This window comes from Cohaesibacter intestini (assembly GCF_003324485.1).
Classification (GTDB): Bacteria; Pseudomonadota; Alphaproteobacteria; order Rhizobiales; family Cohaesibacteraceae; genus Cohaesibacter; species Cohaesibacter intestini.
Window position 1 is genome coordinate 44,646 of the sequence record NZ_QODK01000002.1, and the last position, 14,724, is coordinate 59,369.

Annotated in this window: 16 protein-coding genes and 1 pseudogene; 8 read left to right on the plus strand and 9 right to left on the minus strand. The window is 55.4% G+C overall.

Features of this window, described 5'->3' with window-relative positions; genetic code table 11:
* Nucleotides 1-59: 59 nt before the first annotated feature.
* Nucleotides 60-1,289 (minus strand): copper-containing nitrite reductase, encoded by a 1,230-nt coding sequence (gene nirK / locus DSD30_RS05770; protein ID WP_114008699.1) that lies wholly within the window; start codon nt 1,287-1,289, stop codon nt 60-62.
* Nucleotides 1,290-1,337: 48 nt separating this feature from the next.
* Nucleotides 1,338-1,769, minus strand: a complete 432-nt coding sequence (locus DSD30_RS05775) for a pseudoazurin (RefSeq protein WP_114008700.1) — start codon at nt 1,767-1,769, stop codon at nt 1,338-1,340.
* A gap of 155 nt (nt 1,770-1,924) precedes the next feature.
* Here DSD30_RS05775 and DSD30_RS05780 point away from each other — a divergent pair, with 155 nt between their 5' ends.
* Nucleotides 1,925-2,644 (plus strand): Crp/Fnr family transcriptional regulator, encoded by a 720-nt coding sequence (locus DSD30_RS05780; RefSeq protein WP_245418385.1) that lies wholly within the window; start codon nt 1,925-1,927, stop codon nt 2,642-2,644.
* Here DSD30_RS05780 and DSD30_RS05785 read toward each other — a convergent pair.
* Complete coding sequence (locus tag DSD30_RS05785) at nt 2,628-2,843, minus strand: DUF1858 domain-containing protein (protein WP_114008701.1); 216 nt, start codon at nt 2,841-2,843, stop codon at nt 2,628-2,630. The genes DSD30_RS05780 and DSD30_RS05785 overlap by 17 nt on opposite strands.
* A gap of 124 nt (nt 2,844-2,967) precedes the next feature.
* Between DSD30_RS05785 and DSD30_RS05790 the strand changes: the two genes are divergently transcribed.
* Genes DSD30_RS05790 through DSD30_RS05820 form a run of 7 tightly spaced genes read left to right on the plus strand, consistent with a single transcriptional unit; the run spans nt 2,968 to nt 9,133 of the window.
* Entirely contained in the window at nt 2,968-3,420 is a 453-nt protein-coding gene (locus tag DSD30_RS05790; RefSeq protein WP_114008702.1) for a c-type cytochrome, read from the plus strand.
* A gap of 11 nt (nt 3,421-3,431) precedes the next feature.
* Entirely contained in the window at nt 3,432-4,781 is a 1,350-nt protein-coding gene (locus DSD30_RS05795) for a cbb3-type cytochrome c oxidase subunit I (protein WP_114008703.1), read from the plus strand.
* Between the two features lie 4 nt (nt 4,782-4,785).
* Nucleotides 4,786-5,580 carry a CbbQ/NirQ/NorQ/GpvN family protein gene (locus tag DSD30_RS05800; protein ID WP_114008704.1) on the plus strand — a complete coding sequence of 265 codons (795 nt, stop codon included), beginning with the start codon at nt 4,786-4,788 and terminating at the stop codon, nt 5,578-5,580.
* 4 nt (nt 5,581-5,584) lie between these two features.
* Entirely contained in the window at nt 5,585-7,483 is a 1,899-nt protein-coding gene (locus DSD30_RS05805) for a nitric oxide reductase activation protein NorD (RefSeq protein WP_114008705.1), read from the plus strand.
* 14 nt (nt 7,484-7,497) lie between these two features.
* A complete protein-coding gene (locus DSD30_RS05810; protein WP_114008706.1) occupies nt 7,498-7,671 on the plus strand; it encodes a protein NnrT in 174 nt (57 codons plus the stop codon).
* Between the two features lie 17 nt (nt 7,672-7,688).
* A complete protein-coding gene (locus tag DSD30_RS05815; RefSeq protein ID WP_198662849.1) occupies nt 7,689-7,907 on the plus strand; it encodes a hypothetical protein in 219 nt (72 codons plus the stop codon).
* Between the two features lie 35 nt (nt 7,908-7,942).
* Nucleotides 7,943-9,133, plus strand: coding sequence for an NnrS family protein (locus DSD30_RS05820; RefSeq protein WP_114008708.1), 1,191 nt, complete (start codon nt 7,943-7,945; stop codon nt 9,131-9,133).
* A 63-nt stretch (nt 9,134-9,196) separates the two neighbouring features.
* Here DSD30_RS05820 and DSD30_RS05825 read toward each other — a convergent pair whose 3' ends face one another.
* The 6 genes and pseudogenes from DSD30_RS05825 to DSD30_RS05850 form a co-directional block, all read right to left on the minus strand.
* Nucleotides 9,197-9,685, minus strand: coding sequence for a GNAT family N-acetyltransferase (locus DSD30_RS05825; RefSeq protein ID WP_157967578.1), 489 nt, complete (start codon nt 9,683-9,685; stop codon nt 9,197-9,199).
* A gap of 198 nt (nt 9,686-9,883) precedes the next feature.
* Nucleotides 9,884-11,509, minus strand: coding sequence for a dihydroxyacetone kinase subunit DhaK (locus DSD30_RS05830; protein ID WP_114008709.1), 1,626 nt, complete (start codon nt 11,507-11,509; stop codon nt 9,884-9,886).
* A gap of 9 nt (nt 11,510-11,518) precedes the next feature.
* Nucleotides 11,519-12,517: an ABC transporter ATP-binding protein gene (locus tag DSD30_RS05835; protein ID WP_114008710.1), complete on the minus strand. Its 999-nt coding sequence runs from the start codon at nt 12,515-12,517 to the stop codon at nt 11,519-11,521.
* Nucleotides 12,510-13,607 carry an ABC transporter ATP-binding protein gene (locus DSD30_RS05840; RefSeq protein WP_114008711.1) on the minus strand — a complete coding sequence of 366 codons (1,098 nt, stop codon included), beginning with the start codon at nt 13,605-13,607 and terminating at the stop codon, nt 12,510-12,512. The genes DSD30_RS05835 and DSD30_RS05840 overlap by 8 nt, the downstream gene beginning before the upstream one ends.
* Nucleotides 13,608-13,610: 3 nt before the next feature.
* Nucleotides 13,611-13,799 (minus strand): hypothetical protein, encoded by a 189-nt coding sequence (locus DSD30_RS05845; RefSeq protein WP_114008712.1) that lies wholly within the window; start codon nt 13,797-13,799, stop codon nt 13,611-13,613.
* Nucleotides 13,796-14,671 (minus strand): annotated as a pseudogene (locus DSD30_RS05850) (carbohydrate ABC transporter permease); the annotation flags it as partial. The pseudogene DSD30_RS05850 and the gene DSD30_RS05845, both read right to left, overlap by 4 nt.
* Nucleotides 14,672-14,724 lie beyond the last annotated feature (53 nt).

Here is a 14,724-nt window from a genome sequence, read left to right on the forward strand (position 1 = left end):
GGGGGGGGAGATGATGCTGGTCATATCTGCAGTCCTGTCATTATTTGGCCCCCAGGGAGTTAGACTGAGGTTGCCCTTGGAGCAACGACCTGCTCCATCAGTTCATTGTCCCACTCCCCATCGACGACGAAATGGGCTGTGGCGCCAAGCAATGCAGCCTCAATGAGATTGTGGTTCACATAGGCATAGACACCGGGCTGCTGGAAGGTATACAGGGCCGCGCCTGCGCTACCACCGCGAATAAACCAGCTTTCAAGACCGGTCTGCGGCGCGTCGGAGAAGGAACCGGCCTCCCAGACATATTCTCCATGCCCACCAATGAGATGCGGGCGTGAATCGCGGTTGGCCTGATTGTGGATCATCAGAACAGTTTCACCCACTTTTGCCAGCAAGGCGTGATCTCCGGTCAGTGCGCCAACCGATCCGTTGAAGACGGAATGGGTCGGAACAAGAGTCCGCATCGCGTCAATGCTGTCGGCATAATCGTCGCCGGCCGCTTCGTAGGTCTTGTAGTCTCCATTCTCGTCTTGCGGCAGATAGAAGTCCTGCTCACCGATATAAGCGATGCTATCGTAGCGCAGCGGGTTGCCATCACGATCCTTGAGCCCATCGCGCGGCAATACCATAACCGCACCATTCATGCCGTGCGTAACGTGATAGGGAATCATCGCTCCACCAGGGGCGCAGTGATAGGTGAAGACACCCGGTTTGGTCGCCTTCCAACGCAACACAGCTTCTTCACCCGGATAGACATGGGTTAAACCACCGCCACCCAACGCTCCCGTCGATGCATGGAAATCGATATTGTGTTCCATGATGCTGTTTTCCGGGTTGCGCAGGGTCAACTCTACATAGTCACCCTCATGCACGATGATGAGTGGTCCGGGCACAGACCCGTTATAGGTCAAGGCCCAGATACTGGCACCGGTGTCCTCATCAACCGTGATCAACCGTTCTTCGGTCACCAGTTCCACTTCAACAATCTTTGGACCACCCTTGGCGACCTGATCATGCTTTGGAGCAAAAGGAGGATCAACAAGCTCTTGCTTGACGCGTGTATAGCCAGAAAGATCAACCGGTTTCGCTTTGGCCTTCGTTTGCGCTTCTGCTTCAGCGCTTACGAATTTTGCGGAAGGGCTCCGAGGTGTTACGGAACGCAAATGAGGCATTGCCTGAGATGAGGCTGCTCCCGCTCCGACGGCAACGGCTGCAGCGCCCCCCACGAGGCCACCCCGCAACAGGGCGCGGCGATTAAGATTGATGCTATTCTGTTTTCCTGACTTGAACATTGCGTCCTCCGGTCTCTTGCATGTCAGTAGAATTCGGCGTTGGGCGTCTTAGAGATTTGAGAGTTGCTCTTCAAAGCGTGCCTTGGCTTTTTTGGGAATGCGCCCTTCAAGGAAGGAAGCAGGTGCCTCTGCACCATCGCCCACAGCGATGGTCATCACCATGCCCATGGCGAAATGGGGTTTACATTCAATTGCATAGAAACCTTCCGTGGTCAGGGTAACCTCGATTTCTTTGCTCATCTTGCCTTTGAACGGCTCAGCCCCTTCCGGGATACGCCCTTTGACGGTTTGAGCATTGTGGCCTTTGTCGGTGGGAATGAAGCGAACCGTATCGCCGCTGGCGATGCGAAGGAATTCGGGTTCAAAGACCATACGTTCCTTGCCGCTCTTGTTGAGCATTTTGACTTCGAAAGTCTCCGCGAGAGCAACGCCTCCCATAAGACCCGTTGCGATTGCTGTTGTGATCAGTGTGCGAAGCATGTGTCGATATCCTCATTGGTTATTGATCTGTTGCTGTCGAAGCTACATCGCACGAGCAAAAGAACGTTGTTCTGGCACAACCTTCTCAATAGTTTTCCGGGCAGCAACCGAAATGAGTGGTGGAAGTTGTGCGCATGAAACGCTAGAAAACGGCTATGGGAGAAGAAAAACCGCCAAAGACAATGCCGAGGCTTGATGAAAGCCTTCTGACGCATATCCCGCCCTTCTCAAAGTTGGCGCTGAACGAGATTCGTGAGATTCTCGATCAGGCAAGTTCGCGACGCTATAGCGAAGGCGTTGCCGTTTTCTCGGAAGGCGGAGCCGCCGATCGCTTCTTCATGCTTCTGGACGGCTATATCCGCGTCATTCGTGTGACAGAGACCGGCGAACAGGTCATCGCTCTGCATATCCCATCGGGACAATTGTTCGGCATTGCCAAGGCCCTGGGGCGCGACACCTACCCCGCCACAGCGGTGACGGCTTCGGAGGCCATCATTCTAAGCTGGCCGACTTCCTTATGGGATCGCTTTGTGACGAGTTATGATGGCTTCTCAACCGAGACCTACAAGATTGTCGGCAAGCGGGTCGGTGAAATGAACATGCGTCTTGTGGAGATGGCAACTCAGCAAGTCGAGCAACGGGTGGCAAACGCCTTGATGCGCCTGATCAGCCAGACGGGCCGAAAAGTGAACGATGGAATCGAGGTGGATTTTCCGATCACGCGGCAAGACCTGTCCGAAATGACGGCGACGACATTACACACCGTTTCACGCCTCTTGAGTGGCTGGGAAAAACAGGGGCTGATCAAAAGCCGCAGGAAACGCATCCTCGTGACCGACCCCCATGGTTTGATGTTGCTCAGTCAGCAGCGTTGATGGCTGCGCGAAGTTCAACCCGGAAGCTTTCTTCATCCAGATCATATTCGGCACAGGCGTCTGCTATCGTGTGAAAGGGGTTCACCAGACACCCCACGCACAGCATTTTATGGTGCAGAAACACACCTACGGTCTGAGGCCATGTTTTCATAACCTCATCGAGCGTCAGGTCAGGATTTTCCAGATTTGCAATGGTCATCGGTCAATATCTCCTTCCTGCCATTCTAGGGAGTTGATCGCCTCAAACGTTGTTCCAGCGCAAACTTCGCCTTTACGAAACACGCTAGCTATTGCGGTATTCCCGATTGATTTGGAGGCCGTCGATGGCAGAAATACTGACAAAATCGCGGGCAAGGAATGTGTTTTACGGAGGCTCACTTTTCTTCGTTGCCGTCTTTATCGCCCTCACCGTGCATAGCCATTTTTATGTACTCAACAATTCTACATCCAAATTGCCGCTGACCGAGGAAGTGGTGTTGGGCAAGCGGGTCTGGGAGAAAAACTCCTGTATCAACTGCCACACGCTTCACGGTGAAGGCGCGTATTTTGCCCCCGAAGTTGGCAACGTCATGACCCGTTGGGGTGTTGCCGATGATCCCGAAGGGGCGTTCGAAACCCTCAAGACCTGGATGGAAGCCCAGCCTTCGGGCGTCGAAGGCAGACGCCAAATGCCAAACTTTCATCTGACTGACGAAGAGATCCGAGGGCTCGCAGAATTCCTGCGTTGGGCTGATCATACGGACACGCAAGGCTGGCCGCCGAACGACGCGGGCTAAGGGAGAGGACCATGAAATATCAATCTCAAAAGGTGGCCAAGGCCTATTTCTACTGTGCCATGGCACTGTTTGCCGTGCAGGTGCTTGGCGGACTGCTGGCTGGCTGGATCTATGTCTCGCCAAACTTTCTATCCGACCTTGTACCATTCAACATCATCCGGATGATCCACACCAATGCGCTGATCGTCTGGTTGTTGCTGGGCTTTTTCGGAGCGGCCTATTTTCTCGTCCCCGAAGAGGCAGAACGAGAGCTTTTCTCGGTCAAGCTGGCTTACATCCAGCTTGCACTGTTGATGGTGGGCACGCTGGGTGCCGTGGCTGGCTATCTGGTCGGCATTCATGAAGGACGTGAATTCCTCGAACAGCCACTCTGGGTGAAATTCGGAATTCTGGTTGCTGCAGTCATCTTCCTGGTCAACATTTCGCTGACCGTTCTGGCTGGGCGCAAAACCGCAATCACCAACGTGCTGCTGATGGGTCTGTGGTTGTTGTCCCTGTTGTGGATTTTTGCCTTCATCAATCCAGAGAATCTTAGCCTTGATAAAATGTACTGGTGGTTCGTTGTTCACCTGTGGGTGGAAGCAACCTGGGAACTGGTAATGGCTGCGATCCTTGGTTATTTGATGCTCAAACTGACTGGTGTTGACCGTGAAGTGGTCGAGAAATGGCTCTATGTCATCGTTGCCACCGCCCTCTTCTCGGGTATTTTGGGGACGGGACACCATTTCTACTGGATTGGTTTGCCGGGTTACTGGCAGTGGATCGGCTCCATCTTCTCCACTTTCGAGGTAATCCCCTTCTTCCTGATGATGTCCTTCGCCTTCGTCATGGTCTGGAAAGGGCGGAAGAATCATCCCAACAAGGCCGCTTTGTTGTGGTCGCTGGGGTCTTCCACGGTTGCCTTCTTTGGCGCTGGCGTCTGGGGCTTCTTGCACACCCTGCATGGGGTCAACTTCTACAGCCATGGCACGCAAATCACCGCAGCCCATGGGCATCTGGCCTTCTTTGGCGCCTATGTTGCCCTCAATCTGGCGGTCTTCACTTACGCAATGCCAATGCTGCGCAACCGCGATCCTTATAATCAGGTGATCAACATGGCGAGCTTCTGGCTGATGACCGGTGGAATGGCCTTCATGACCTTCGTTCTGACCTTTGCAGGAACCATCCAGACGCACATGCAGCGTGTGATCGGCGACTATTTCATGGAAGTGCAAGACAGCCTGTCGGTCTTCTATCTGATGCGCTTTGGAGCCGGTGCAGCGGTGGTATTGGGGGCCCTCGCCTTCATCTATTCGATCGTTGTCGCCCAGAAACGTGAAGTGATCGCGCCAGGATCAGCCAATCCGGCCCCAGGAGAATAAGGAGATGAATATGCAGATGCGTAACCAGATCCCTTACTATTTTCCAACCGGTAACGAGTGTGATCTCTTTGAAACCGCATATGACAAAGGTCTGCCCCTTCTTTTGAAGGGGCCGACCGGCTGCGGCAAGACACGGTTTGTCGAACATATGGCAGCACGCATGGGCAAAAAGCTCTATACCGTTGCTTGTCACGATGATCTGTCTGCAGCAGACCTGATCGGACGTTACTTGCTCAAGGGCGGGCAGACACAGTGGGTTGACGGGCCTTTGACGCGCGCCGTCCGAGAAGGTGCGATCTGCTATCTCGACGAAATCGTCGAGGCCCGCAAGGACGTCACCGTGGTGTTGCATCCCCTGACAGACACCCGGCGGACCTTGGTCATTGACCGCACCACCGAAGAGCTCATAGCCCCTCCGGGCTTCATGCTGGTCGCCTCCTACAATCCCGGCTACCAGAATGTGCTCAAACGCCTGAAGCCCTCCACAAGACAACGCTTCTTGTCGATGTCCTTCGACTTTCCCGATCCGGAAAGTGAGATTGCCGTCATCTCGAGTGAATCCGGGCTGGAACCTGGCCGCGTTGCGCCTCTTGTCCGTCTGGCAGGGCACATCAGAGCTCTCTCGGGTATGGATCTGGAGGAAGGTGTTTCCACGCGTCTCCTGATCTACACTGCCAAACTGGTAGCTGGCGGTATGGGGATTGATCAGGCCATCACCGTCGCAATCATCGAACCTTTGACAGACGAACCAGATGTGAAGACTGCTCTGAACGATCTGGTTTCAACGATCTACGGGTAACCTCATGCATTTGCTCGACTTGATGGAACCGGAAGAAACCGTTGGCAACCTCTGGCACGACTTGGCCAGTGGCATGGGGATCGACGCCAGCTATCCCGATGAAGCGGTCTCGCTTGACGGTCTGGGCACCAGCCTTCTGTTGCTTTTCCGGGCATTGGGAGGCAGTCCATCCGTCGATCTGGTGCCATCTCCCGCCACGCTTGTGCAGCATCGACGGCCCCAGCTGCGCAAGCTCGGTGCCGAGCGGGATCGTGAATGGGTGGCCAGCTTTGACGCAGAACGCCTCCGGTTGCCGCCGGCCATCTCCCATTTTCCAAGTCGCGCACTCAATCGTGCCTGTTACCTCTGGCTGACGGCCCTTGCGGCTTTGCACCGTCCCGAAGACGACATCAACACCGCGCCCCAAGGAACCAGTCCGCAACAAGACTGGGCACAGATTGAAGCCAACCGCAAGGCAACGGACCGGTCACTTGAGGCTTGTCCCGGATTGGCCGCTCCCTTCGAGCAAATGCGTCTACATCACCTCAGCCAGCGAAAGGCTTTACCCAAGGCTGGCGCTGAGGCACAAATTGAAGCTGCACTCTTGGCGGTCCTCGGCAGAGAGAGCGTGGATCGTCCATCTCTAAACAAACAGGGACGCAACCATGCTCCTTTCATGACGGTTCCCCTCTGGCTGCGGTTTGATCACCGTCAAGCGGGGTCATCAAGTAATGAGCAGACAGGCGATGACACCGCAAAGGCACCATTTGGTGCGACAACGTCGCGCAAAGTGGGAGAGCGAAAAGAGCAAGAACAGACCAACCGGAAAGACAGCTTTGTCATTCACCGGTTTGAATCAATCCTGTCGTGGGTCGAGTCCATGAACATCAATCGCAGTGTTGATGATGACGATCTCGACAATGCCCAAAAAGCCGCCGAAGATCAGGATCGCATCACCCTGTCCAAGCATGACAGGCGGATTGCCTCCCGGCTCAGACTTCATCTCGACCTGTCGCCTGCCGACAGCCTGCATGAAAAACTGGCGGGAGAATTTGTCTATCCGGAATGGGATCACCGGACACGAAGCTATCTTGATGGTCATTGTCGTGTGCTGGAAGCCCCCGCGCACCCCGAAGCCAGTGACAGCTTCGTTGCCGATCCGCGCCGCATTCGCGCAGTCCGCAAACAGTTCGAAGCCCTCAGACCCAGGCGCAAAATACAACCGCGTCAGATCGACGGTGCCGAGCTTGATCTGGACGCCCTGATTTGCATGCAGACAGACCTTATGGCAACTGGCTATGGCAGTGACCGGATCTGGATGGATCAACGCCAGAGCGAGCGCGACCTCTCCGTCGCTTTCCTCATTGATACCTCCCGCTCCACGGAAGCCGCGATCGGCGACACCTCGGTGATCGATGTCGCCAAGGACGCGATGACGGCGCTTGCCTTTGGCATCGATGCCGCGGGCGATCATCTGGGGATCTGGAGCTTTTCCTCGCTCAAACGCGATCGTGTCTTTGTTACCAAGGTCAAAGACTTTGACGATCCGATGAGCCAAACCATCGCCGACAATATCGCCTCTCTCAAACCGGGACATTTCACCCGACTGGGTGCAGCGATACGCCATGTTGCCAGCAAGCTGGAAAAGCAACCTTCCACGCGCAAGTTGCTGATCGTCCTGACAGATGGCAAACCCAACGATCTGGATCACTATGAAGGCCAACACGGCATTGAAGACAGCCACATGGCGGTGCGAGAAGCACGTCGAGCCGGACTCACCCTGCATGGTGTTATCATAGACGAAGATGGTCAGGACTGGTTCGCACGGATCTTCGCACGTGGTGGCTTCACACTGCTGCCTGACCCCGAGCGTCTGCTCAGGGCTTTGCCTGAAATTTACCGCACACTGACAAGAGATCAATAAGAAGGAAGATCGACATGCGTTACCTGACATTCGCCCTCACCATGCTGCCAGTCTCCGCGCTTGCAGCCCCTTATGATCGCCCCCTCCCGCAGGCCCAATCAGCCACTGCAGAATTATGGTTCGCACTGGCCAGCGTGACATTGATTGCCGCGCTATACTGCGTGCACCGTGTGGTGTCTCGGCGATGAGAAGGACAGGCTGGTCAGTGGAAAAAATCACCTTGGCACTCTATCCTTTCGGGGCTGGAGCCATGGCCGTCAATGCCTTCTTCGCGTCCCTAATTTTCAGCTGGATCGGAGGTCCGATCCTTTCCACCACCGCAGCAATTGCGATTGGAGCCGTGATCGGCCTGCCTGCCACCTATGCTTTCGCCCGTCACATCCGGGCACTCATGGATCAGGCCGATGCAGGCCCTCATCACTGACTCTGTGTAGCCATTTTCACCCAAGGATCACGCAAATGAGCCAATCAACTGCAGACCAAATGAGACGCTGGCAAGGACCTGCAATCCTGAGCTACGGGTTCCGTCCTTTCTTTCTTCTGGGAGCCATCTGGGCCTCGGTTGCGGTGGTGGTTTGGATTCTGGCTCTGTCCGGCAACCTCACGCTCTCGAGCGAAATGGACCCGGTATCATGGCACGCCCACGCCTTTCTGTTCGGCTATACAGGCGCGATTATCGCTGGCTTTCTGCTGACCGCCGTTCCCAATTGGACTGGTCGTCTGCCCGTTATAGGTTGGGCGTTGGCAGGGCTTGTCGGCCTTTGGATTGCCGGTCGTATCGGTATCCTTTTTTCACAAGCCTTGCCATACTGGGTGGTGATAGTCGGTGATCTGGCTTTCCCGATTGTGCTCGGGCTGGTCATCCTGCGCGAGATCGTGGCGGGCAAGAACTGGCGCAATCTGATCATCCTGTTGCTTCTTGTCGTCTTCACGCTTGCCAACCTTCTGTTCCACATCGATGTGCAGAATGGGTACTATGCGGCACAAGGATATGGGCCCCGTTTGGGGCTGGCAGCAGTCCTATTGATGATCGGCGTCATCGGTGGACGCATCGTGCCCTCCTTCACACGCAATTGGCTGGTGCGTGAAGGCCACAAACAGATGCCCGCCTCGCCCATGCAACGCCTCGACAAACTGGTTCTGCTGGTGAGCATACCGGCATTCATCATGTGGGTTCTCTGGCCAGACTCTCCGCTCACGGCGGCCTTGTTGTTTCTCGTCGGTGTTGGACACACAGCAAGGCTAGGGCGCTGGAAGGGTTGGTTCACACGTTCCGAGCCACTGGTGGTTATCCTGCATCTTGCCTATCTGTTTCTACCGCTTGGGGCATTCGCCATGACATTTGCAATTGTCCGTCCTGACATTCTGCCAGCCTCGGCAGCACAACATCTCTGGATGGCGGGCGCACTGGGCGGCATGACCTTGGCGGTCATGACACGGGCATCCCTTGGGCATACCGGTCAACCTCTTCATGCCGGTATTGGAACCTCCGTCATCTATCTGGCGATCATGGCGTCAACCATCGTCCGGTTCATCGCCGGTTTCTGGCCCGAAGATATGCTCTACCACATGGCGGGTGGGCTCTGGTTCGTTGCATTCGCCGGTTTTGCCATGGTCTATGGACCGCTTCTGCTGCGGCCACGGAGCTGAAACATCGGTCAGCCCGGATCAAGACCGATGGATGACGCAACCACACAACTGTGATGGGTTTGATTATCGCCTAGCCAACATGGGCAAGATCAAACCCCACCGGGTCTCTTGAGGAGAGCCGACTTGTTCGAAACCAAGTTTCCGATAGACGGCGATTGCCCGTTCATTGTCTGGATGGGGATCCGTCGCAATCACTGGTGCCCCATCATCGAACAAGGATTGCATTCTCATGGCGATGAACGCCGATCCATGTCCGATACCGACCATGTCGGCCTCACCAATAAACTGATCGATCCCCCGGGATCCCTTGGGAAGATAGGAGAAATGGTGCTCTTCCCATCCATGCACTGCATAATCCTGCATGAAGGCAAAAGGACGCGCAGCGCGTGAAACAATCCAGCGCGCCACCCGAATATCCGCCAAATCCGCTTCAGAATAAGGTTCAGATGCATCCCACCATTCGCCAACATGCGGGGTCTTCTGCCATGCTTCCAGCAAGGCAAGATCATCCAAGGTCACTCTTCGAAATGTGTAATGGCTGGCTGAGGTCATCCAGTAATTTTATCACATTGTCTGAGGGTAGGCATGGCAATATAGGCTGGAATAGTGCCCTGGATCCAAAGGAAAACCGAGACATATTCCAACCAAACCACGTCTACCCTCTCCCCACATCATCATCAGCGGTTCGCGGAACAGAAAGGCCTCGATTGATTGCCAAACAAGGCCTTTCTTCAAAGCGGCCGTAGCTGGTCAGCGCCGCTTTTGCAGATGCTCAAACAGCCGCGCGATGGCCTCGGCTCCGGGATCAATGTGCCCTTCCAACTGCTTGGAGCTGATATAGGCCGCACGCCCCGCTTTGGCGCTCAGCATCAAGGCTGTTTCATTGGCACCATCACGGGCTGCCTTGGCAGCCGCTGCAATACCGTCACCCAACGCGTCAAGAGCCGGAGCCAGCGCGTCGACCATCGTCCGGTCCCCCAAACGTGCCCCGCCAATTTCCTGCATGCGAGCAAGCCCCGCTTGAAAGGCCTCGCGTGCAGGCAACCCGCTGGATGCGCCATCGCCTGTCGCCGCAAAGAAAATGGCGAGCAAGACACCAGATGATCCGCCCATGGTCTGGCTCAACTCCAGCCCAATGGCGCGATACAGTTGAGTATGGTCTGCCAGTGGCAAACGATCCATCGCATCAATCAGGGCACGCGCGGCCCCGGCAAGGGTTGAACCGGTGTCACCGTCGCCGGTCTTGGCATCAAGGGCATTGAGATCATCATCCGCAGCAATCAACACCTTGCAACAGTCGATCAGGAACTCCCGCGTTGCGGCATGATCACTTGGCAGTGGCGTGATCGGTGTCAAGCCATCTGGCAAGGAGACAGTTTCAACCGGAGCAATCTCACAAACCCCCGGCCACGCCGCCACAGGTGTCGGCTGATCCAGCAACTGGATTTCCTCATTGCTTGCGGGATAAACCGAAATCGAGAAGCCATGCATGTCAAGGGATGTCATCAAGGCAGCCGGGCCAACAATATACTCGATCTTCTCACCGATACGGGACTGGCTCAACTCATACAGCAGCACATTCATCTCAAGGATCGACGTGCCGCCGAGATTGTTGAGCAAGACAACATAGCGCTCTTCGGGCATCAGGGTTTCGAGCTTTTCAACCATTGCCGACATGGCTTCCCTTGCATGGGTGAAGGCAACCTGCTCAACGCCCGCCTCGCCATGAATGCCAAGCCCCAGTTCGGCCATACCGTGCGGGATACGGTCTTCCTTTGGAGATCCGGGAACAGAACAGGTGCTCAGGGACATGCCGATGCTTTTTGTCCCGGCAATCACCTTGCGGGCCGCTTCGGCAATCGTTTCCAGATCCTCACCGCGTTGGGCCAAAGCTCCTGCAATCTTGTGCACGAACAGGGTCCCGGCAATTCCGCGCGCCTGCGGCAGATCCGGAAGAGCGATGTCATCATCGACGATGACCATCTCAACCTTGAGGCCAAAGGCCCGCGCCCGTTCAGCAGCAAGGCCGAAATTGAGCCGATCTCCGGTATAATTCTTGACGATCAACAGACAACCCGCCGGACCGGTGACCGCGAGAATGCCAGCCAAAACCGCATCCACGCTTGGTGAGGCGAAAATGTCGCCACAGACCGCTGCGGTCAGCATACCTCGGCCGACAAACCCGGCATGAGCCGGCTCATGCCCCGAGCCTCCGCCTGAAACAAGAGCAACCTTGGAGCGGTCCCAGTCCTTGCGGGTCACCACCTTGATATGAGGATACCCGTCAAGGCGCAGCAATGTCCGTCCTGATGAGGAGACAACGGCATCGATGGCTTCGAGGACCATGTCTTCCTTTTTATTCATAAAATGGGCCATAGTGTTCCCCTAGTTGGCAATGCGATCGCCATCTGCATCAAAGTAGAATGGCTTCTCTGGCTGAATTTTGACAATGTCACCGCTATTGAGGCCCGTATGAGCGTCGGTCACGGTGACCAGATCATGATCTTTGAACGAGAGATGCAGCCGGGTCTGATCTCCCAGATGTTCTACCCGTTTGACGAAACTATCTTCCCCGGCCCCCTGCTCTATCTGTTCGGGTCGGAGCCCGATTGACTTCGCATTGGCAGGGGCATTGGGAAACAGATCCGCAGGCAAAATATTGATGCGTGGCTGCCCAAGGCGGCTGGCCGCATAAATGCTCACCGGATTTTCATAGATATCGCGCGGCGTCCCGAACTGGACCAGTTTTCCGTGATCCAGAACGCCCACATGGGTCGCGATGGTCATTGCTTCCACCTGATCATGGGTCACATAAAGCAGTGTCGCTCCGGAATGGGCCTGAATGCTTTTCAGCTCGATCCGCAAATCAGCCCGCAGCTTGGCATCAAGCGAGCTGAGCGGCTCATCCATCAGATAGATGGATGGATTACGCACCAGCGCCCGACCAATGGAAACGCGCTGCATTTCACCACCGGACAGGGCCGTGGCCTTGTTATCCAGCTTGTGCGAGATCTGCAGGATTTCAGCCACATGGTTGACCTTCTCGACAATCTGATCTGCCGGTGTGTTCAGCAGGGGTGACTTGAGCGGAAATTCCAGATTTTGCCGCACCGAGAGATGCGGATAGAGCGAATATTGCTGGAACACCATCGCCACATTGCGCTGGGCCGGTGTCAGTCCCTTCATTGACCGATCGTCAATAAAGATCTCGCCGCTATCGGGCACGTCCAGCCCCGAAACCATGCGCAAGGTTGTCGTCTTTCCGGCACCGGTCGGCCCCAGCAACACAACAAAGGCACCATCAGGAATGGTCAGGGAAACATTGCTCAAGGCAAGGTTGTCGCCGAATGCCTTGGTGACATTTTCCAATCGAACCTCAGCCATGATGCAGCACTCCTTCATTCGCTTCCGACACCAAAGCACGTCCCTTGGTACCTTCAAAAACGGTCAGGGTGCGTTCATCGAAGTGAAGCCCGACAGTCTCGCCTTCTTTCACCGGCACTTTCGATGAAATGCGGGCCTTGATGACCCCGTTTGGCGTCTCGAGAATGACGATCTGGGTCGTTCCGAGATATTCACTCGTCAGCACCTTGCCCCGATAAGCGGAAGAGTCAGAAAAATGGATATGCTCGGGACGAACGCCCAGCGACAACTGACCCTCTGCCCCTTCGCGCGACACCGGCACCTTGATCTGATGCCCATACAGCGAAACGGAACTGGCCCCCGATCCGATCATGCCTTCAAACTCAAGAAAGTTCATCGACGGCGAACCGATAAAATCCGCAACAAACTTGGTTGCAGGCCAATCATATATCTCCTGCGGCTTGCCGAATTGCTCGACAACACCATGATTCATCACGACAATCTTGTCCCCCATCTGCATGGCCTCGAGCTGATCATGGGTCACATAGACGGTGGTTGCTCCCATCCGGTCATGCAGCGCCCGCAACTCCTCGGCCATATGCTCACGGAACTCCGCATCAAGCGCGCCCAGAGGTTCATCCATAAAGAAGGCCTTGGGCTCACGCACAATGGCTCGTCCGAGGGCGACCCTTTGTCGATCCCCACCGGACAAACCACCCACGGGCCGATCCAGCATATGCTCAATTCCCAGAATACAAGCGACGTCGTGAACCCGCTGCCTCGCCGCTTTCTTGGGCATGCCCTGACTAAGCAGAGGGTAGGCCATATTCTTCCCAACATTCATGTGCGGATAGAGTGCAAACATCTGGAAGACAAAGGCAATATCACGCTGAGAGGCTGGCTTCATGCCCACTTCCTCACCATCGATATAAATTTGCCCACTGGTCGGCAGCTCGAGCCCTGCCATCATCCGAAGGGTTGTGGTCTTGCCACACCCGGACGGCCCCAGAAGCATGAAGAACTCGCCATCTTCGATTGTGAAGCTCGAGGACTTCACCGCAGTGAATGCACCGAAATCCTTGCGCACATTTTCAATTCTGATCTGTGCCATGGGTCACTCCGGAAAATGGCTGACGATGATGAACATCACAGTGCCAACCAGCGTTATGATGAAGGAGTAGGTGAATAGCGACATAACCATTGGCTGCATCAGCATGACCACTCCAAGTGCGATGAGGATGGATGCCACCATCTCCCATGGGCCACGTCTCAGGCGCAGCAAACCATTGACAAAATTCGTCATTTTCTTACAGCTCCGAACGTGATGCCACGCAGCAGATGTTTGCGTAGAAGGATGGTGAAGACCATGACCGGTAGCAGGAACAGGGTTGCGCCTGCCGCAACAGCCGGCCAGTCCTGTCCGCCGACACCAATAATCGTTGGAATGAAGGGCGGTGCTGTCTGGGCGGTGCCAGAGGTCAAAAGAACCGCAAAGGCATATTCATTCCAGGCAAAGATCAGACAGAAAATCGCAGTCGAGGCGATGCCGGTGGCGGCCTGAGGCAAAACCACCTTGTAGAAGGCCTGAAACCGCGTATAGCCGTCAATCAACGCTGCCTCTTCATATTCGATGGGTATCTCGTCAATGAAGCCATTGATCAGCCAGACAGACAGAGACAGATTGACCGCCGTGTAAAGCAGGATCATCCCGGCATGAGTGTCATTCAGTCCCAGTTGCCGGAACATCAAAAAAATCGGGATTGCAACGGCAATTGGCGGCATCATCCGTGTGGAGAGAATGAAGAACAGCAGATCATCCTTCAGCGGCACCCGGAACCGGGAAAAGGCATAGGCAGCAGCGGTCCCCAGAACGATTGCAAAGAAGGTGGACCCAAAACCGATGATCACCGAGTTGAAGAACCGTTCAGAAAAGCGGGATGGGCCAACAATGGTGTTGCCTTTCTCGCGCACCAGACGCTCATACCACGGCATGTCATCGGTGATCTGTGTGGTGTCATTCTGATTGATACGGGTCTGCGTGGTGAACAGGTTCACATACCCCTCCACCGTCGGTTCAAAGACCACTTTGGGTGGATAGGCGATGGAATCTGGCGAGGATTTGAAGCCAGTCGCGATGATCCAGACCAACGGCAGCATTGTCAGCAGCGCGTAGGAAATGACCAGAATGCCGGCGAGCCATTTTTGCCGTTTGGACGGCTCTGTGACGG

Coding starts and splice junctions, on each gene's coding strand:
- nirK (WP_114008699.1), bottom strand. CDS start 1,289: ATGTTCAAGTCAGGAAAACAGAATAGCATCAATCTTAATCGCCGCGCC.
- DSD30_RS05775 (WP_114008700.1), bottom strand. CDS start 1,769: ATGCTTCGCACACTGATCACAACAGCAATCGCAACGGGTCTTATGGGA.
- DSD30_RS05780 (WP_245418385.1), top strand. CDS start 1,925: ATGGGAGAAGAAAAACCGCCAAAGACAATGCCGAGGCTTGATGAAAGC.
- DSD30_RS05785 (WP_114008701.1), bottom strand. CDS start 2,843: ATGACCATTGCAAATCTGGAAAATCCTGACCTGACGCTCGATGAGGTT.
- DSD30_RS05790 (WP_114008702.1), top strand. CDS start 2,968: ATGGCAGAAATACTGACAAAATCGCGGGCAAGGAATGTGTTTTACGGA.
- DSD30_RS05795 (WP_114008703.1), top strand. CDS start 3,432: ATGAAATATCAATCTCAAAAGGTGGCCAAGGCCTATTTCTACTGTGCC.
- DSD30_RS05800 (WP_114008704.1), top strand. CDS start 4,786: ATGAATATGCAGATGCGTAACCAGATCCCTTACTATTTTCCAACCGGT.
- DSD30_RS05805 (WP_114008705.1), top strand. CDS start 5,585: ATGCATTTGCTCGACTTGATGGAACCGGAAGAAACCGTTGGCAACCTC.
- DSD30_RS05810 (WP_114008706.1), top strand. CDS start 7,498: ATGCGTTACCTGACATTCGCCCTCACCATGCTGCCAGTCTCCGCGCTT.
- DSD30_RS05820 (WP_114008708.1), top strand. CDS start 7,943: ATGAGCCAATCAACTGCAGACCAAATGAGACGCTGGCAAGGACCTGCA.
- DSD30_RS05825 (WP_157967578.1), bottom strand. CDS start 9,685: ATGACCTCAGCCAGCCATTACACATTTCGAAGAGTGACCTTGGATGAT.
- DSD30_RS05830 (WP_114008709.1), bottom strand. CDS start 11,509: ATGGCCCATTTTATGAATAAAAAGGAAGACATGGTCCTCGAAGCCATC.
- DSD30_RS05835 (WP_114008710.1), bottom strand. CDS start 12,517: ATGGCTGAGGTTCGATTGGAAAATGTCACCAAGGCATTCGGCGACAAC.
- DSD30_RS05840 (WP_114008711.1), bottom strand. CDS start 13,607: ATGGCACAGATCAGAATTGAAAATGTGCGCAAGGATTTCGGTGCATTC.
- DSD30_RS05845 (WP_114008712.1), bottom strand. CDS start 13,799: ATGACGAATTTTGTCAATGGTTTGCTGCGCCTGAGACGTGGCCCATGG.